Below are 17425 nucleotides of genomic sequence, written 5' to 3'. Positions count from 1 at the left end.
TGCCATAACTGGCAGAAAACTTTCAGTCCTATCTTGCAAGTCGAAACCGCCGGTTGCTACCGTCCTGGCACGCCGACGCCCCCCGTCGGCGTCACCCCACCACCCCCACCACCCTCACCACCCTCGAGAACAAGGCGGTCCCCCCGTGAACCCTTCCCGTCGCACCGTCCTGAGAGCCGGCGGAGCCCTCGCCGCCGGCGCCGGCCTCACCGGCGTCGCCGCCTGCAGCGGCTCCGGCACCGGCGGGGGCGGCGGCGCCGCCGGGGCCGCCGACAGGGGCGAGATCAGCGTCTGGAGCTGGGCCGGCCCGGCCGCCGAGCTGAAGGCGCTGGTCCCCGCGTTCAACGCCCAGTACCCCGACATCAGGGTCACCGTCGAGGACATCGGCAACCCGGCCATCTGGGACAAGATCACCACCGGCCTGGCGGCCGGCGGCGCCGGCCTCGCCGACGTCCTGCACATCGGCATCGACTACCTGCCGGGCTACACCGAGAAGTTCCCCACCGGCCTGGCCGACCTCGGCGAGCTCGGCGCCGGCCAGTACCAGGACGCCTTCGCCCAGGGCCTGTGGGCCACCGTCAGCGGCAGGAACGGCCGGGTCAACGCCCTGCCCTGGGAGGCCAACTCGGGCGGGTTCTACTACCGCGCCGACGTGTTCGACCAGGCCGGCGTCGACGTGAGGTCCCTCGACACCTGGGACGACGCGATCGAGGCCGGCAAGACCGTCAGGGCGAAGACCGGGAAGTACCTGCTCGGCATCGACAAGCCCGCCTCCGTCCCGGACGCCGCCAACTTCTTCCAGCTGCTGCTCCAGCTCCAGGGCGCGTTCTACTTCGACCTGGACGGCGCGATCACCCTCGACTCGCCCGAGGCCGTCAAGGCCATGACGATCATCAAGCGGCTGAACGACGCCGACCTGCTCGCCGACCTCTCCGGCGGCTGGAACGCCCAGATCGCCGCGATCAAGGCCGGCACCAGCGCCGTCCTGCCGATGCCCACCTGGTACGGCGGCATCATCCAGGAGACCGTCCCCGAGGAGAAGGGCAGGTGGGGCGTCCGGCTGCCCCCCGCTGTGCGCCGGGGCGGCTCCACCGCCGCCACCGTCAACTCCACCCACCTGGCGATATCCGGCACCAGCAGGCACCAGGCCGCCGCCTGGAAGTTCGTCGAGTTCGCCCTCACCCGCCCCGCCTCCCAGGTGAGGGTCTACCAGGACAAGGGCATCGCCCCCGCCCTGATGAAGGCCTACGACGACCCGGCGTTCCACACCCCGTCCGAGTTCTTCGGCGGCCAGCAGAAGGGCGAGGTGTTCCTCGCGGCCCTCAAGGCCCCCTCCCCGGCCTTCAACTACAGCGCCGACTACGCCCGCGCGCTCAAGGTCGTCACCGACGCCCAGACCAAGGTGCTGCTCAAGGGCGCCGACCCGGCCGACGTGCTCAGGCGGGCCGCCGACCAGCTCGCCCAGCAGACGGGCCGCAAGGTCGTCCGATGAGCACCGGCACCACTCCCGCCGGGCGGACCGCCCCCGCCCGGCCCCGCCCCGCCGACCGCCGCCCCCGGGCCGCGGCCCGGCGGGCGGCCCCGTACCTGTTCGTGCTGCCCGCGCTCGCCCTGTTCGCGGTCTTCAAGCTCTACCCGATCGCCCGGTCCTTCGTGCTCAGCCTGCACCGGACCGTCGACGGCGAGGACGCCTTCGTCGGCGCCGACAACTACACCCGGCTGCTGCACGACCCGCTGTTCTGGACGGCGCTGAAGAACACCGCGACCGTCCTGGTCGTCCAGGTCCCGCTGATGCTGGCGCTCGCCACCGGCCTCGCCGTCGCCCTCGGCTCCCGGCTGCTGCGCGCCCGCGCCGTCTTCCGGCTCGGCTTCTTCCTGCCGATGGTCACCGGCCTGGTCGCCTACGGCGTGATCTTCTCCGTGCTGCTCAACGAGAAGTACGGCCTGGTCAACTGGCTGCTGCACTTCGCCGGCGTCGACGCCGTCCCCTGGCTGACCGACCCGCTGTGGGCCAAGGTCTCGCTGGCCCTCGCCCTGACCTGGCACTACACCGGCTACAACGCGGTCATCCTGCTCGCCCGCCTCCAGACCATCCCCGCCGAGCTGTACGACGCCGCCGCCGTCGACGGCGCCGGCGCCTGGAAGGCCTTCCGGCACGTCACCCTGCCCGGGCTGCGCCCCGCGCTGCTGCTCACCACGGTGCTCTCCACCATCGGCACCCTGCAGATCTTCGACGAACCGTACGTCCTGACCCGCGGCGGACCCGACAACGCCACCCTCACCATCGGCATGTACCTGTACCAGAACGCCTTCAGCTACTTCGACTTCGGCTACGCCTCCGCCATCGCCTACGCGCTGGCCGTCCTGATCGGCATCCTCGGCCTGGTCCAGTTCAAGGTGCTCGGCGACCGCGACGGAGGCGAGCGATGAGGACCACCGTCCGCGGCATCGGCCTGACCTGGGGCCTGGCCCTCACGCTCGCCGCCGTCCTGCTCCCGTTCTACTGGGTGGTCGTCGCCGCCACCCACAGCAGCACCGACGTCTTCGGCTCCCCGCCCCCGCTCGTCCCCGGCGGCCACCTCGGCGCCAACCTGGGAACCCTCCAGGACGAGGCGCACTTCGGCCGGGTGGTGCTCAACTCGCTGCTGATCGCCGGGATCTACACCCTGTGCGCCGGCACCGTCTGCACGCTGGCCGGCTACGCCTTCGCCAAGTACCGCTTCAAGGGCCGCGACGGCCTGTTCGCCCTGCTGATGCTCGGCCTGGTCGTCCCCGCCCAGGTCACCCTCGTCCCGCTGTTCCAGCTGATGGCCGACCTGCGCTGGCTCGACACCTACCAGGCGGTGATCCTGCCCAACCTGGCGCTGCCGTTCGGCATCTTCCTGATGCGCCAGTCGATGGGCACCGTCCCCGACGAACTGCTCGACTCCGGACGGATCGACGGCTGCGGCGAGTTCCGGCTCTTCCTGCGGGTCGTGCTGCCGCCGATGCGGCCCGCGCTCGCCGCCCTCGCCATCTTCCTGTTCCTGTTCCAGTGGAACGACTTCGTCTGGCCGCTGATCGTGCTGCGCGACAGCACCTCACTGACCGTCCCGGTCGCGCTCGCCTCGCTCAAGGGCGTCACCGACACCGACTACGGCGCGATCCTGGCCGGCACCGCCGTCGCCGCGATCCCGATGGCGATCGTCTTCCTCGCCCTCCAGCGCCACTTCGTCTCCGGCCTGCTGGCCGGTGCCGTCAAGGAGTAACCACCGTGACCACCCCGGCCCTCGGGCCCGTCACCGCCCCGGCCGTCACCGCCCCGGCCGTCACCGCCCCGGCCGTCACCGCCCCGGCCGTCACCGCCCCGGCCGTCACCGCCACCGCCGTGACCACCGCCGAACTCGCCCCGGCCCGGTACGCGCCGCTGCTCGACACGGTGGAGGCCGCCGTCCTCGCCGACGGCGCCGAGACCGCCTGGACCGCCACCCGCGACCCCGCCGGACTCACCGTGCTGGCCGTGCACGCCCCCGGCGCGCACGTCGAGGTCCGGCTCACCCTGCCGCTCGGCGACGCCGCCGGCTACTGGCACCCCGGCGCCGACTGGCGCCGCACCCCCGTCGCCGACTGGGAGGGCCGCGCCTCCACCAGCCTGGTCAAGGGCCTCCCGGCCGGCTGCCTGCACGACCACACCGGCGCCACCCTGCTCACCTTCGCCGGCGCCGACCCGGTCCGCGAGACCACCCTGCGCTACGGCGTCTCCGAGGAGAACGACAGCTACGTCGTCCACCTCCACCTCGCCCCCTCCGACCGCGTCCACCGCGTCCTGTTCGCCCCCCGCGCCCCCTCCGTCGCCGCCGCGCTGCGCCCGCTGCGCGCCTGGTACGCCGAGCGCACCGCCGCCATGCCCGTCCCCGACGCCGCCCGGCTCCCGCTCTGGTGCACCTGGTACGCCTACAACCAGCGGGTCGGCGCCGCCGAGGTGGAGAAGCAGGCCGCCCTCGCCGCCGGGCTCGGCTTCGGCGCGGCCATCCTGGACGACGGCTGGCAGCGCCACGGCAGCGGCCGCGGCTACGCCGGAGTCGGCGACTGGCGGCCCGACGAGGCCAAGTTCCCCGACCTCACCGCGCACGTCGCCGCCGTCCGCGCCACCGGCCTGCGCTACCTCGCCTGGACCGCCCCGCTGCTGCTCGGCCCCGACGCCGACTGCCACGCCGCCTGGGCCCCGTACGCCACCCGCCCGGCCGGCGTCCCCGGCGCGCACGTGCTCGACCCGCGCCGGCCCGAGGTGCGCGCGCACGTCGTCGACACCTGCGTCCGCCTGGTGCGCGAGCACGGCTTCGACGGCCTCAAGCTCGACTTCCTCGACGAGGCCATGGTCTACGCCCACGACGGCGGCGAGGACGTCGGCGCCGCCCTGATCGGCCTGCTCACCGACCTGCGCACCGCCCTCGAAGCCGTCCGCCCCGAGCTGCTGCTCGAACTGCGCCAGCCCTACGTCGGGCCCGCGATGGCCGAGTTCGGCAACCTGCTGCGCTCCTTCGACTGCCCCGGCGACACCACCGCCAACCGGGTCCGCACCCTCGACACCGGGCTGCTCGCCACCGGCGGCGCCGTGCACAGCGACCCGCTGCTGTGGGACGCCGCCGCGCCCGTCGAGACCGTCGCCCGCAACCTGATCAGCACCCTGCACGCAGTCCCGCAGGTCTCCGTCCGGCTCGACGAACTGCCCGCCGACCACCTCGACGCGCTGCGCTTCTGGCTCGCCCAGTGGCGCGCGCTGCGGCCCCAGCTGCTGGACGGCGACGTCGAACCCGGCCGCCCCGACGAGCAGTACACCCTGGTCGAGTCGGTCGCCGACGGCGTCCGGGTGGTCGACGTGCACACCGAGCGCGTCGTCCCGCTCGACCCCGCCGCGCACCGGGAGACCGTGCTGGTGAACGGCAGCGCCGCGGACCGGGTGGTGATCGAGGTTCAGCGCGGGCCGGTGGACGTCGAGATGGAGGTGCACGGGCCCGACGGCCGTATGATCGGGCGGATCCGGAACACCCTGGTCCCGGGCCCGCACGGCGTGCGGGTCCCCCGGATGGGACTGGCCCGGATCCGGGGCGTCCAGTGAGCGGCCCGGCGGAGCGTCGTCCGGTGAGGGTGAGGACATGAAGATCGGCATCGTCGAGATCGCCGCGCACGCGGGCGTGAGCGAGGCCACCGTCAGCCGGGTGATCAACCGGCGGCAGGGCGTGGCGAAACGGACCAGGGACGCCGTCGAGCGCGCGATGGCCGACCTCGGTTACGAACGGGCCGTCGAGGGCCAGCTGGTCGCCGTGGTCACCGAGCACGTCTCCAACCCGTTCTTCGCCGACGTCGCGGAGCGGATCGAGTCCGCGCTCGCCCCGCACGGCCTGAAGACCGTGCTCTGCCCGTCCTTCGCCGGCGGCGTCCAGGAGCCCGAGTACATCTCGGCGATCATCGACAAGGGCATCGCCGCGGTGGTGTTCCTCTCCGCGTCCAACACCGTCGAGGGCGTCGACACCGAGAGCTACGAGATTCTGCGCTCCCGCCGCATCCCGTACGTCGGCGTCAACGGCGAGTTCGCCGACGGCGTGCCCGCCCCGGTCTTCTCCACCGACGACCGGCTCGCCGCCGAACTCGCCGTCGACCACCTGCACCGGCTCGGCCACCGCACCGTCGGCATGGTCTCCGGACCGGCCGGCAACCGCCCCGCCGACCGGCGGGTGCGCGGCTTCCTGGACGCGATGGCCCGGCGCGGGGCCACCCGCCCCGAGGAGCTGGTGGTCCGCCAGTCCTACACCGTCGAGGGCGGCCAGGCCGCGGCCGGCGCGCTGCTCGCCCTCGGCGCCACCGCGATCGTCGCCGCCAGCGACTACATGGCGCTCGGCGTGATCCGCGGCGTCCGGCGGCTCGGCCGCTCGGTGCCCGGCGACGTCTCGGTGGTCGGCTACGACGGCACGATGATCACCGAGTTCACCGACCCGCCGCTCACCACCGTCCGCCAGCCCGCCGACCGCCTCGCCCTGGAGGTCGGCCGCAGCGTCCTCGCCCTGGTGGCCGGCCGCGACACGCCGACCGGCGAGCTGCTCTTCGACCCCGAGCTGGTCATCCGCTCCACCACCGGCCCGGCCCCGGCGGCCTGACCCCCGCGGCCGCCGCACCCCCGGCGGGGCGGCCGTCCGCCGGGGGCTTCCGGCCAGCGGTCGGACGGGTGCGGGCGGCACGGGCGGCACCCCCACCCGGTGGTGGCGGCGGCCGGCCCGACCCGGCCGCCGTCACTCGTTCGGCTGACGCTGCGTCACGGGGGCGGGTCCCGGCGCGATCGGTCGTACTCGATCTGTCATGGTGGGCGGCAGGGCGTCGAGCGCCCTCCCCAACCGCCAACTCCCGTACCGGGAGGCCGTGGTGCGCGTGCCGGCGGACCCGGCCCGGGCCCGGCCCGGTGCGGCGGAAAGGACGTCGAGCGCGATGACCGACGACATCTCGTACGCGAAGATCCACCCCGCGATCGGACTGGCCCGGCTGGGCAACAGCACCCGACCGGACGGCTGGTTCCACGGGCCCGAGACGCCCGAACCCGAACCCGTCACCCCCGGCGCCCACAAGGACGACACCGGCGCGATCAAGCGCCAGGCCGCCCGGTTCCGGATCTACGGCTACGACGCCGGAGGCCGGGTGGTGCGCGAACTCACCACCGCCGAGGACGGGGTGGCCATCGAGTGGGCCGTGCACGTCGCCAACCGGAAGTCCGCCTGGTACAACTTCGACCTGGCCTTCGACATCCCCGACATGGCGGGCATGAAGTCCGCCCGCCGCAACCCCGGGCAGACCGACCGCGCCCGGCTCGTCATCGACCCCGGCCGCAAGACCCTGCGGGCCGGCACCGGCGAGCAGGTCGAGTTCACCGGCGGCACCTTCCTCGGCGTCGACGTCCCGCTCGGCCGGATGCACACCGACGACCACGGCCGGCTCGTCGTCCTCGGCGGCACCGGCACCTCCGGCGCGCCGGGCGGCGAGGAACTGCACTCCTTCGGCAACAACGACGGCTGGTACGACGACACCTCCGACGGCCCCGTCACCGCCACCCTCACCCTCGACGGCCGGAACGTCCCGGTCACCGGCGCCTGGGTCGCCGTCGCCCCGCCCAACTACGCCCCCGACGTGAAGACCCCGCGCACCCTCTGGGACCTGCTGCACGACCTCTTCCTCCGCCAGGGCACCGTACCGCCCGACCCCCGGGTCAACTTCGCCCGCGACATCCTGCCGATCCTCCGCCGCTTCCACGAACTCCAGTGGGTCAACCACGGCTTCGCCGCCCACTACGGCTTCGGCGGCCCGCAGGACTTCCTCGCCCCCGCGACCCTCGCCCGCCTCGGCAGCACCGCCGAACGCCACCGCGAACTGCGCCGCCAGATCTGGACGGCGATCCGCGACCACGCCCGCGACGGCCTCTCCCCGCAGCCCTGGCCCTGGTTCTACGGCGACGCGATGGCCAGCAGGCCCAAGTCCGTCCTCCAGTACCTGACCCTCTCCGACACCCAGATCGCCCGACTCGGCGCCTGGGCCAAGGGCGACTTCGACACCACCCCCTGGCCCGGCTTCCCCCGCCGCCTGGAGGACGCCCCCGTCGCCGACCAGCCCGCCCTGCTCGACCGCGCCGCCCTCGACTTCTGCCTCGCCGACGCCTTCCACCCCGGCTGCGAAGTCACCTGGCCGATCCGCCACACCACCATGTACCAGGAGCCCTTCCGCATCCTGCACCGCCCCGAGGGCCAGTCCGAACCCGACTACGGCCCCGCCCTCACCGCCCAGCAGGCCCTCGCCGAGGACGGCCCGCTGCACGCCCAGGGCCCCGGCGACCTCACCCGCTGGATGGCCATCCCCTGGCAGACCGACACCGCCAGCTGCCGCTCCGGCTACGAGTCCACCGCGCTGCCCAGCGTCCGCTACGACCCGTACGTCCCCACCTTCTGGCCCGCCCGCGTCCCCAACCACGTCCTCAGCGAGGAGGACTTCCGGATCGTCAACCAGGAGGACGCCGGCACCGTCCACACCGACGAGGAACGCGAGGACGCCTTCGCCCGCCGCGTCTCCTGGCTGCGCGGCCTGCGCGGCGACTACCTCGAACAACTCGCCCGCTCCATCGACGAGTGGCACGACTTCGGCATCGTCGAAACCCGCCGCTACACCGTCGGCGACGGCCGCTTCCCCGACACCCTCCAGGTCGAGTCCACCCCCGGCTTCCCCCTCGAAGGCGTCTCCCCGGACCGCAACACCGTCACCCTCCACGTCCCCGAAACCACCCTCGGCACCGCCACCCACGCCACCCTCCTCGCCGCCACCGCCGCCCACACCGGCTACTCCACCGACGAGATCACGGTCGGCTACATCGACAAGCTCGACCCGTTCGGCGAGGAGGCCGCGAACGGCCGCGGCGCGAAGCCCGTGGACGGGTCGGAGTGAGGTGGGGGGTGGTGTCCGGGTGGGGTGGGACTCCTGGCGGAGGGCCGTCGGGGGAGGCGGGGGGACGGCGAGGGGGCCGCGAACGGCGGCGGCGCGAGGCCCGTGGACGGGACGGAGTGAGGGCGTGGGCGGTGTCCGGGCGTGGGCGGTGAGCAGGGTGCGGGTGGCCCGGTACGACGTGGTGGTGGCCGGGGGCGGGCCGGCCGGGGTGGCGGCGGCGGTCGTGCTGGCCCGGGCCGGACGGGCGGTGCTGCTCGCGGACGCCGGGCGCGGCCCCGGCGCGGTCGGGGAGGCGCTGCCCGCCGCCGCCCGGGTCCTGCTGCGGGACCTCGGCGCCGACCGGGTCCTCGCCGACGGCCACCTGCCGTGCGCGGCCAACCGCTCCGCCTGGGGCGGCCCGGCGCTGGTCTCGGTCGACGGCATCCGCGACCCGCACGGCCACGGCTGGCACCTCGACCGTCCGCGCTTCGACCGCCAACTGCGCGACCGGGCCCGCGCCCAGGGCGTCCACCTCGCCGAACGCACCGCCGTGCGGCCGCTCGGCCGGACCCCCGACGGCGGCTGGACGGTCGAACTGCGCGGCCCCGCCCGGGAGACGGCCCGCTGCCGGTGGCTGCTGGACGCCACCGGCCGCCGCGCCGCCCTCGCCCGCGCCTGCGGGGCCCGCACCCTGGTCCACGACCGGCTGGTCGCCGTCCACCTCACCCTCGACCCCGCCGACCCGCCCGGTGCCGACACCACCACCACCGTGGAGTCCGCCCCCGACGGCTGGTGGTACACCGCCCCCCTCCCCACCGGCCGCCGCCTGCTCGCCTGGTACACCGAGACCCCCCTGGCCACCGGGGGCGCCGGGCGCTCCGAGCGCCCGGCGGGCGCCGTCCGGCCCGCCGGCATGGAGGCTTTCGCCGGGCGCCTCGCCGCGACCCGGCACGTCGGGCCGCTGGCCGCGGCGCACCCCTGGCCCGCCGGGGGCGCGCCGCGGCGGGCGCCCGCGCACACGGCGTGGTCGGACGAGGTGGCCGGGGAGGGGTGGACCGCGGCGGGGGACGCGGCCCTCGCGTTCGACCCGCTGTCCTCGCAGGGGATCCTGACCGCCCTGTTCACGGGGCTGCGGGCCGGGCAGGCCGTGCACGCCCGGCTCGGCGGGGACGGGGAGGCGTTGGGCGGCTACGCCCGGGAGGTCGCCGCCGTCCGCGCCGCCTACCTGCGCAACCTGCGCAGCCACTACGCCGCCGAACGGCGCTGGAGCGACCGGCCGTTCTGGCGGAACCGGCAGGACCGGTACGACGAACAGCACACCACGACACCCGAGGAGGGCCCCGCATGAGCACCCCGCCCCTGCCCGACACCCTGAGCGCCACCGGCGACCGGCACGGCCACCGGTTCCTGCTGATCGGCAAGGAGACGGTCTTCAGCTACCACCTGGGCCTGTACCACGTCCCGGTCCACGCCTTCCAGCTGATCACCGCCTTCGGCCTGGGCGAGCGGCTGCGCACCACCTACCTCGACGACCTGGCCGCCCACGAGGACCAGCAGGTCTACTACTCGCTGTTCACCGAGGGCCACTGGCCGCTGCGGGAACTGGTCGACGGCACCCGCACCTCGCTGCCGGTGGAGCTGGAGCGGGTCACCGTCGACGCCGAGGGCAGGCGGACCTTCACCCCGCTGCTCCCGGCCGTCGACGTCAGCAGCCGGAAGGAGGACGTGGTGCACTACCGACCGCTGGTCGCCGACGCCGGCTACCCGGACTTCCTGACCGAGCTGGTCTTCGGCCGGGGCGACGAGGTCCACCTCGCGCACGCCCTGGCGGGCGCCCCGAACTGGGACGAGGTGGTCACCACCGTCGACCCGCAGGGCTTCCTGGCCGCCGACCTGGCCCCCGCCGCCACCCTCGCCGTGCCGTCCGTCAAGGACCCGCACGGCGCCGCGCCGCGCAGCCCGCTCACCCCCGGCACCCGCCACGAGGCGCGGATCGGCGAGCGCGCGGTGGCGTTCACCGTCGGCCGCCAGGGCTGGTGGAACAACACCTCGCTGAACGCGCGGTAGCCGGCCGACCTCCGCCCCCGGGCTCCAGGGACGAAAGCCCCGGTGACCGGGGGCGGAAAGCCGGGCAGGCTGGGAGGGTGAGAGTGACGGTCCCGACCGGGCGGGACCGGGCGGCCCGCGCGCCACGCGCCGATCGGCGGGGGACCGCCGGGGGCACACCGGGGGGCCGCGGGGGAGGAAGTGGAATCGTCATGCCCCTGCGCACCGCGGGACCCCCGTCCCTGTCGGCCGTCGCCCTGTCGCTGTCCGCGCTGGTCGCCGGCGCCGCCGCCGTCGGCGGCTACCTGGTCAACGAGCGCCACGAGAGCACCGTCCGCCACCTGGAGGACCGGATCCGTCCCGCCCAGGCCGCCCTCGCCCAGGCCCGCACCGCGATCGGCGACGCCCGCAGCGCCTGCCTCGCCGACGACGGCGCGCAGGCCGCCGCCCTGCACGCGGACGCCCGCGCCCGGCTCGCCGGACACCTCCCCGACCTGCGCGGCCTCTCCGGGTGGCACCCGGGACTCGCCGCCGCCGCCCAGGACCTCGACCTGGCCACGACCCGCTGGCTGGACACCGTGCCGACCGCCGACCGGAGCGCCGCACTGGCCGCCTGCGCCGCGTCCGGCAGTGCCGCCGAGGGCTACCCGGCCGTGCACCGGCACGCCGACCGGCTCACCGCGCTGCTCGCCGCCGAGGCGCGCGCCACCACCGCCGACGCGAGCCGGGAGGGCCGGGCCGTCCTGCTCTACCTGCTCGCGCTGTGCGGCGGACTGGTCGTGCTGGCCGGGCTGACCGCCCGCCAGATCAGCCGCCGGCTGCTCACCCCGCTGGCCGGCATCGAGGAGCGGATGCGCCACGACGGCGCGCCCCGGGCCGTCGACGCCCGGGCGCCCGTCGCGCTGAACCGGCTCGCCCAGGCCGCCGACACCCTCCGCGGCCGGCTGCGCACCGCCCAGCGGCAGGCCCGCCGCGACCACCAGGCGCTGGAGCAGAACGGACGCTGCGTGCAGGGCCTCGGCGCGATCCTCGCCTCCCGGCACCGGGCCGGTCCGGGCGTCGGCGCGCACGGCGAACTGGTCGCCGCCGAGGGCCTGCTGGCCGGCGACTACCTGGGCGTGCTGGCGCTGCCCGACGGCAGCACCGCGCTGCTGCTCGGCGACGTCTCCGGGCACGGCGTAGAGGCCGCGCTGCTCGCCGTCCAGCTCAAGTGCGCGCTGCGCGGCTCGCTGCGCACCGCCGCCGACCCGGTGGCGGCCGTCCGGGCCGCCTGGCACACCCTCGACCCGGACGACGACCGCTTCACCACCCTGGTCCTGGTCCGCATCGACCCGCGCACCGGCCGCCTCGGCTGGCTGAACGCCGGCCACGAGTGCCCGTTCCTGCGCCGCGCCGACGGCACCGTCGAACGGCTCGCCCCCACCGGCCCGCTGCTGCACCCGCTGATCGAGCCCGAGCCCGGCACCTGGACCGAGCGCAGCACGTCCCTCCACCCCGGCGACCTGCTGCTGCTCTGCACCGACGGCCTCACCGAGGGACGGGGCACCGAAGGCGAGTTCGGCGAGCGCCGGGTCGCCGGACTGCTGGCCGCCCGGCCCGGGGCCACGCCCGCCGAGGCGGTCCGGGCGCTGCACGCCGAGGCCGAACGGTTCGGCCTGGACTGGGGCCGCGACGACGTCACCGTCCTGGCGGCCGCACTGGGTTGACGTCCGGTCAGGGCCCGTCGAGCACCACCCGCGGTCCGAGGTCGAGGAACGCCGCCAGCCGCCCGGCCTCCGCCGCCACCTGCTCGGCGGCCGGGCCCGGCAGCGGACGGAACGGGGAGACCAGCAGCCCGGCGTCCCGGACCGCCCAGGTGCCCGCGACGAAGCCGTCCAGCAGGAAGGTCGGCAGCACCCGGGCCGCGCCGGGCAGCACCCGCGGCCGGTCCGACCCGGCGAGCACCCGGGAGCGGTCCGCGTGCCCGAGCAGCAGGTTGTCGTACGCGGGCAGGAACCGCACCGGGACGGGCCGGTCGGGATCGGCGGGCGCCGCGTCCGGCAGGTCGAACAGCTCGGTGCCGCCCTCGTCGCGGTACACCCGCAGCCCGGGCCGCAGCTCCTCGAACACCGCCCTGGTCCGGGTCAGCCCGGACCAGGCCTGGAAGTCCCGCACCCCGGCCGGACCGAACGCCGCCAGGTAGCGCAGCACCGCCGCGCCCGCCGACAGCTCGCCCGGCCGCGGCTCGGCGAGGGTCAGCGAGGTGTTCGGCCGGGGGCTCCAGCCGCCCCAGCCGGAGCTGTCCGGCCCGTGCAGCACCGGCACCCGCAGCTGCACCACGGCCGCCAGCAGCTTCCCGTCCCGCCCCGGGTAGCGGGCGGCCAGCCCGGCGGCGAGCCCCTGCCGGGACACCCCGCCGGCGGCCAGCAGCTCCCGGCCGACCGCCGCCAGCGCGTCCAGGTCGAGCCCGTCGGTGGCCGGCCGGAAGTACGAGGACCGCGAGGTGCGCTCCAGCACCGGCCCCAGCAGCGGCCGCCAGCGCCGGTAGTCCGCCCCGCCGGACAGGTGCTGGGTGCTGCGCAGCGACGCCCCCCGCACCACCCGCCCGTCCGCGAGCAGCGCCGCCAGCTCCTCCCGCCGGAACCCCTCGACCCGCGCCCACAGCCCCAGGTAGGGCCAGTTCGGCTCCTGCGCCTGCAGCGCGACCAGCCGCTCCACCACCCCGGGCACCCCCAGCCCGGTCCGTTCGGTGAGGAACTGCCGCTCCAGCAGCGTCCGGTTCAGGGTGCGGACGGACAGCACGTCGTTCATGCGGTGCGGGTTCTCCCGTCGGTGGGTGGTCGGCCTGCCGCCACGCTACGGCCGGCAGCGGCCAGTTCCCGTCCGCAATCACCCCCCCCGCCCTCCGGTCGGGGCCGGGGCCCGGGCCGGGCGCGGGTTCGGGTGTGTCGCGCGGGCGGATCGATCTTCGGCGGTCAGGATGGTGCTTCCCGCGCCGCACCGCCCCCTCCGGGGCCCCGACGAGGAGCAGTCATTGGACGTGTCCGCAGGCCTGTGGGTGGCCACCATCGCGGTGCTGATCGCGCTGATCGTGGCCGACTTCTTCATCGGCGGCCGCAAGCCGCACGAGGTCTCGATCAAGGAGGCCGCGGTCTGGACCACCGTCTGGGTGGTGCTGGCCTGCCTGTTCGGCGGGTTCGTCTGGTGGTACGGCGGCTCGCAGCCCGCGGTGGAGTTCCTCGCGGGCTACGTCACCGAGAAGTCGCTCAGCGTGGACAACCTGTTCGTGTTCATCCTGATCATGGGCAAGTTCGCGGTGCCGAAGATCTACCAGCAGTGGGTGCTGATGTTCGGCGTGATCATCGCCCTGGTGCTGCGGGCGGTCTTCATCGCGGGCGGCGCCGCGCTGGTCTCGCAGTTCTCCTGGGTCTTCTACCTCTTCGGCGCGTTCCTGGTCTGGACGGCGGTCAAGCTGGTCAGGGAGGCCGGGCAGGACAAGACCGAGGAGGAGTTCGAGGAGGGCCGGCTGCTGCGCGCGATCAAGAAGCGAGTGCCGTCCACGAACGAGTACCACGGCACCAAGCTGTTCGTCCGGATCGACGGCAAGCGGCTGATGACGCCGATGATGACCGTGATGCTGGCCATCGGCACCACCGACATGCTGTTCGCGCTCGACTCGATCCCGGCGATCTTCGGCCTGACCCAGGACGCCTACATCGTCTTCACCGCCAACGCCTTCGCGCTGATGGGCCTGCGCCAGCTGTACTTCCTGATCGGCGGCCTGCTGACCAGGCTGGTCTACCTGTCGTACGGCCTGTCGGTGATCCTCGGCTTCATCGGCGTCAAGCTGATCCTGCACGCCCTGCACGAGAGCGGCGTGCACGTGCCCGAGATCAGCATCGCGTTCTCGCTGGCCTTCATCGTGGTGGTGCTGGCGGTCACCACCGTCGCCAGCCTGCTGGCCTCCCGCAGGCAGGGCCGGGCGTCCGGCGCCTGACGCGCGGTCAGGCGCCGGCGGCGGGGCTCAGCCGCGCGGGCTGAGCTCCGCCATCGCGTTCCAGCCGGTGCCGGGGACCTCGACGTTGACGATCTCCGGGGTGCGGGAGATGAAGTCCGGCATCCAGGCCATCGCCGTCCTGAAGTGCTCCGACTCGACGTGCCGGGCCCCGGCCTCGCCGTCCCGGAACGCCTCCAGCAGCACGTACTGGTGCGGGTCGTCGACGCTCCGGGACCACTCGAAGAAGACGTTGCCCTCCTCGGCGCGGGTCGAGGAGGTGAACTCCTCGACCCGCTCGATCCAGCCGGCGCTGTGCTCGGGCCGGACGGTGAACTTCACGGCGATGAAGATCACGACTGCTGCTCCTCTGCGGTGGGTGCGCACGCGCGGACGCGTGCCTTCACCTGCAACGATCGCAGACCGCCCGCCCGCCGCGCGTCACCGGTGCCGCAGGTACGCCGCCGCCGTCTCCCGCAGCCGGTCGTGCAGGCCGTCGTACGCCCTGACCGCGCCCAGGACGGACTTCGGCAGCTTGGCGACCATCGTGTAGTTGGTGTCGCAGACGTTCGCCGCCGGGGCCAGCCCGGCCTGGCTGACCAGCTGGTACGCGTCCAGCTGGTCCAGGCCGAGCAGGTCGGCGGTCCAGCCGACCAGGTCGTGCTGGCTGATCCGGAACGCGTCCTCCAGCGGCCGGGCCGAACCGGTGCTGATCAGGTGGTCGTCGCTCTCCAGCCGGGGCCAGGCCGGGCCGCCGCCCTTGACCAGGTCGACGATCACGGTGGTGCGCATCGCGGCCTCCACCGCCGTCCCGCACACCTCGCCCTCGCCCTGCCGGGCGTGCCCGTCGCCGATCGCCAGCAGCCCGCCGTCCACGTTGACGCCGAAGTACGCGGTGGTGCCCGCGCGCATCTCCGGCGTGTCCAGGTTGCCGCCGTGCGCGCCCGGCGTGATCGAGGCCAGCACCTCGCCGGCCGCCGGGGCCACGCCGACCGTCCCGTGCATCGGGTCCAGCGGCAGCGCGACCGCGAAGTCGCCATTGCGCGCCCGGAAGTGGCACAGGCCCGCCGCCACGTCCAGGTCGTACGCCCAGACCCGCTCCTCCAGCGCCGGGTGCAGCATCGCCGTCTGGTGCGTCGCGGTCAGCGCCCCGAAGTGCGGGAAGGTGCTGGAGAACCCCCGGTCCCGGGCCGGGGTGATCTCCACGAAGTGCACCGCCAGCACGTCCCCCGGCTCGGCGCCCGCCACCGCGACCGGCCCGGTCACCGGGTTCAGGTACGGGAAGACGCAGACCCGGCTGGGCAGGTCGTCGACGCCGCGCACCTTGCCGCCGAAGCAGTCCTCGGTGGTCAGCTCCACGATGCTGCCCGGCCGGACGGTGGTCAGCGGCGGCCGCCCGCCGAAGGTGTAGGCCCAGTCCTCCGGGCCGGGGGAGAGGCGGACGATCTCGTCGGGCAGGGTCACGGGTTCTCCTCGGTGGGGACGCCGGCGGGCTCCTCGGCGGGGGCGCCGGCCTGGGCGGGGACGGTGGCGACCGGTTCGGCGACGGACAGCCTCGGCGTGCGGCCGGTGGCGACCAGCCCGGTCAGCACCAGGGCGCCGACCAGCAGCCAGACGAAGCCGAGCCGCTGCGCCGCGATGTTCGCGTTGACCACCACGTACGCCAGGATCGCGAAGCCCAGCACGGGGGCGACCAGGTGCCGCCAGTAGTCCCTGCTGCGCCCGCGGACCAGGTAGTGCACCACCACGGCGACGTGCAGCACCAGGAAGGTGCTCAGCGCGCCGAAGTTGACCAGCGAGCTGAGCAGCGTGATGCCGTCGTCCCGGGAGGTCATGTAGAGGCCGAGCGCCAGCGAGATCCCGGCGGTCAGCAGGGTCGCGTTGACCGGCACCCGGCGGGTCGGGTGGACCTTCGCCAGGAAGGACGGCAACTGGCGGTCGCGGGCCATCGCGAACAGCAGCCGGCTGGTCGCCGCCTGCGCCACCAGCGAGTTGGCGAAGCCCCAGGCCACGGCCGTCGCGGCGGCGGTCAGGGTGGCCAGCCAGCCGCCGGCCGCGGTGCGCGCCGCGTCGTAGAACGCGGTGCCGTCCGGGTCGCCGTCGCGCACCAGCGAGTCCGGATCGGTGACCAGCAGCGACGCCACCCAGGTCTGCACGATGAACAGGGTGCCCGCCAGCAGCAGCGCCGCCACCATCGACCGGCCGATCGCCTTCGCCGAGTCCCGGTTCTCCTCCGAGAGGGTGGAGATGCCGTCGAAGCCGAGGAAGCTCAGCACCGCGATCGACACCGCGCCGAACACCAGGCTCCAGGAGAAGGTGTGCCCGTCGTACAGCGGCGTGAAGTCGAAGCCCCGGCCCTCGCCCCCGGCCAGCGCGACCACGCCGACCACCACGAACAGCGCCAGCACCACCAGCTCGCCGACCAGCACCGCCTTGTTGACCTTGGCGGTGGTCTCGATGCCCAGGTAGTTGACCGCCGTGTTCAGCAGCACGAACCCGACCACCCACAGCCACACCGGCACCGACGCCACCAGCGAGTTCATCGCCACGCCCGCGATCAGGTACAGCAGGCTCGGCACCAGCACGTAGTCCAGCAGGATCATCCACCCCGACAGGAAGCCCACCGGGGCGCCGATCCCGCGCCCCGCGTAGGTGTACACCGAGCCCGCCATCGGGAACGCCCGCGACATCTGGGCGTACGACAGCGCGGTGAACATCATCGCCACCATGCCCAGCACGTACGCCAGCGCGACCATGCCGCCCGAGCCCTGGAAGACGCTGCCGAAGATGCCGAACGGCGCGATCGGCACCATGAACACCAGCCCGTAGACGAGCAGGTCGGTGAAGGTCAGGGAGCGGCGCAACTCCTGTTGGTAGCCGTAGCTCTCGATGCCCTGGGGCGCGGGTGTGTCGGCCATGGTGCTCCCTCTCCGTGACGGGACAGCGGGTGTGGGGGAGACTGTAGGGGCAAGT

General features: G+C 74.5%; 14 protein-coding genes. 10 read left to right on the top strand and 4 right to left on the bottom strand.

What is annotated here, in order from left to right; all coding sequences use genetic code 11:
• Positions 1 to 145 precede the first annotated feature (145 nt).
• The 9 genes from ACZ3J7_RS13495 (at position 146) to ACZ3J7_RS13455 (ending at position 12185) form a co-directional block, all read left to right on the top strand.
• Positions 146 to 1492, top strand: coding sequence for an ABC transporter substrate-binding protein (locus ACZ3J7_RS13495; protein WP_465620062.1), 1347 nt, complete (start codon positions 146 to 148; stop codon positions 1490 to 1492).
• Positions 1489 to 2430 carry a carbohydrate ABC transporter permease gene (locus tag ACZ3J7_RS13490; protein WP_465620060.1) on the top strand — a complete coding sequence of 314 codons (942 nt, stop codon included), beginning with the start codon at positions 1489 to 1491 and terminating at the stop codon, positions 2428 to 2430. The genes ACZ3J7_RS13495 and ACZ3J7_RS13490 overlap by 4 nt, the downstream gene beginning before the upstream one ends.
• Positions 2427 to 3248 carry a carbohydrate ABC transporter permease gene (locus tag ACZ3J7_RS13485; RefSeq protein WP_465620059.1) on the top strand — a complete coding sequence of 274 codons (822 nt, stop codon included), beginning with the start codon at positions 2427 to 2429 and terminating at the stop codon, positions 3246 to 3248. Before ACZ3J7_RS13490 ends, ACZ3J7_RS13485 begins: the two co-directional genes overlap by 4 nt.
• Before the next feature lie 5 nt (positions 3249 to 3253).
• On the top strand, positions 3254 to 5098 hold the full coding sequence (locus ACZ3J7_RS13480; protein WP_465620057.1) for a glycoside hydrolase family 36 protein: 1845 nt from the start codon (positions 3254 to 3256) through the stop codon (positions 5096 to 5098).
• 37 nt (positions 5099 to 5135) lie between these two features.
• On the top strand, positions 5136 to 6134 hold the full coding sequence (locus tag ACZ3J7_RS13475; protein WP_465620055.1) for a LacI family DNA-binding transcriptional regulator: 999 nt from the start codon (positions 5136 to 5138) through the stop codon (positions 6132 to 6134).
• Between the two features lie 325 nt (positions 6135 to 6459).
• Positions 6460 to 8454 carry a LodA/GoxA family CTQ-dependent oxidase gene (locus tag ACZ3J7_RS13470; protein WP_465620051.1) on the top strand — a complete coding sequence of 665 codons (1995 nt, stop codon included), beginning with the start codon at positions 6460 to 6462 and terminating at the stop codon, positions 8452 to 8454.
• A 124-nt stretch (positions 8455 to 8578) separates the two neighbouring features.
• Positions 8579 to 9781, top strand: coding sequence for an NAD(P)/FAD-dependent oxidoreductase (locus ACZ3J7_RS13465; protein WP_465620049.1), 1203 nt, complete (start codon positions 8579 to 8581; stop codon positions 9779 to 9781).
• The gene (locus tag ACZ3J7_RS13460; RefSeq protein ID WP_465620047.1) at positions 9778 to 10500 is read left to right on the top strand and encodes a hypothetical protein; all 723 of its coding nucleotides are present in this window, start codon (positions 9778 to 9780) and stop codon (positions 10498 to 10500) included. Before ACZ3J7_RS13465 ends, ACZ3J7_RS13460 begins: the two co-directional genes overlap by 4 nt.
• Positions 10501 to 10691: 191 nt before the next feature.
• Positions 10692 to 12185, top strand: a complete 1494-nt coding sequence (locus ACZ3J7_RS13455) for a PP2C family protein-serine/threonine phosphatase (RefSeq protein WP_465620045.1) — start codon at positions 10692 to 10694, stop codon at positions 12183 to 12185.
• A 7-nt stretch (positions 12186 to 12192) separates the two neighbouring features.
• Here the strand turns inward: ACZ3J7_RS13455 and ACZ3J7_RS13450 are convergent, their stop codons facing one another.
• Positions 12193 to 13269 carry a winged helix DNA-binding domain-containing protein gene (locus ACZ3J7_RS13450; protein ID WP_465620043.1) on the bottom strand — a complete coding sequence of 359 codons (1077 nt, stop codon included), beginning with the start codon at positions 13267 to 13269 and terminating at the stop codon, positions 12193 to 12195.
• Between the two features lie 223 nt (positions 13270 to 13492).
• On the opposite strand from ACZ3J7_RS13450, the gene ACZ3J7_RS13445 reads away from it, so the two are divergent.
• Positions 13493 to 14455 carry a TerC family protein gene (locus ACZ3J7_RS13445; protein WP_465620040.1) on the top strand — a complete coding sequence of 321 codons (963 nt, stop codon included), beginning with the start codon at positions 13493 to 13495 and terminating at the stop codon, positions 14453 to 14455.
• A 27-nt stretch (positions 14456 to 14482) separates the two neighbouring features.
• On the opposite strand, the gene ACZ3J7_RS13440 is transcribed toward ACZ3J7_RS13445, so the two are convergent.
• The 3 genes from ACZ3J7_RS13440 to ACZ3J7_RS13430 all read right to left on the bottom strand — a co-directional run bounded on the left by ACZ3J7_RS13440 (position 14483) and on the right by ACZ3J7_RS13430 (position 17370).
• On the bottom strand, positions 14483 to 14809 hold the full coding sequence (locus ACZ3J7_RS13440; RefSeq protein ID WP_465620039.1) for a putative quinol monooxygenase: 327 nt from the start codon (positions 14807 to 14809) through the stop codon (positions 14483 to 14485).
• 84 nt (positions 14810 to 14893) lie between these two features.
• Entirely contained in the window at positions 14894 to 15916 is a 1023-nt protein-coding gene (locus ACZ3J7_RS13435; protein ID WP_465620037.1) for an acetamidase/formamidase family protein, read from the bottom strand.
• Positions 15913 to 17370, bottom strand: a complete 1458-nt coding sequence (locus tag ACZ3J7_RS13430) for an APC family permease (protein ID WP_465620035.1) — start codon at positions 17368 to 17370, stop codon at positions 15913 to 15915. Before ACZ3J7_RS13430 ends, ACZ3J7_RS13435 begins: the two co-directional genes overlap by 4 nt.
• Positions 17371 to 17425 lie beyond the last annotated feature (55 nt).

This window comes from Kitasatospora sp. NPDC015121, assembly GCF_055562955.1.
Note: the sequence above shows the minus strand (reverse complement) of the source record. Positions and strands in the feature narration are given on the sequence as shown.

What these genes read in the sequence shown, in the direction of transcription:
- ACZ3J7_RS13490 (WP_465620060.1), top strand. Translation starts at nt 1,489, where the DNA reads ATGAGCACCGGCACCACTCCCGCCGGGCGGACCGCCCCCGCCCGGCCC.
- ACZ3J7_RS13485 (WP_465620059.1), top strand. Translation starts at nt 2,427, where the DNA reads ATGAGGACCACCGTCCGCGGCATCGGCCTGACCTGGGGCCTGGCCCTC.
- ACZ3J7_RS13475 (WP_465620055.1), top strand. Translation starts at nt 5,136, where the DNA reads ATGAAGATCGGCATCGTCGAGATCGCCGCGCACGCGGGCGTGAGCGAG.
- ACZ3J7_RS13470 (WP_465620051.1), top strand. Translation starts at nt 6,460, where the DNA reads ATGACCGACGACATCTCGTACGCGAAGATCCACCCCGCGATCGGACTG.
- ACZ3J7_RS13460 (WP_465620047.1), top strand. Translation starts at nt 9,778, where the DNA reads ATGAGCACCCCGCCCCTGCCCGACACCCTGAGCGCCACCGGCGACCGG.
- ACZ3J7_RS13455 (WP_465620045.1), top strand. Translation starts at nt 10,692, where the DNA reads ATGCCCCTGCGCACCGCGGGACCCCCGTCCCTGTCGGCCGTCGCCCTG.
- ACZ3J7_RS13450 (WP_465620043.1), bottom strand. Translation starts at nt 13,269, where the DNA reads ATGAACGACGTGCTGTCCGTCCGCACCCTGAACCGGACGCTGCTGGAG.
- ACZ3J7_RS13430 (WP_465620035.1), bottom strand. Translation starts at nt 17,370, where the DNA reads ATGGCCGACACACCCGCGCCCCAGGGCATCGAGAGCTACGGCTACCAA.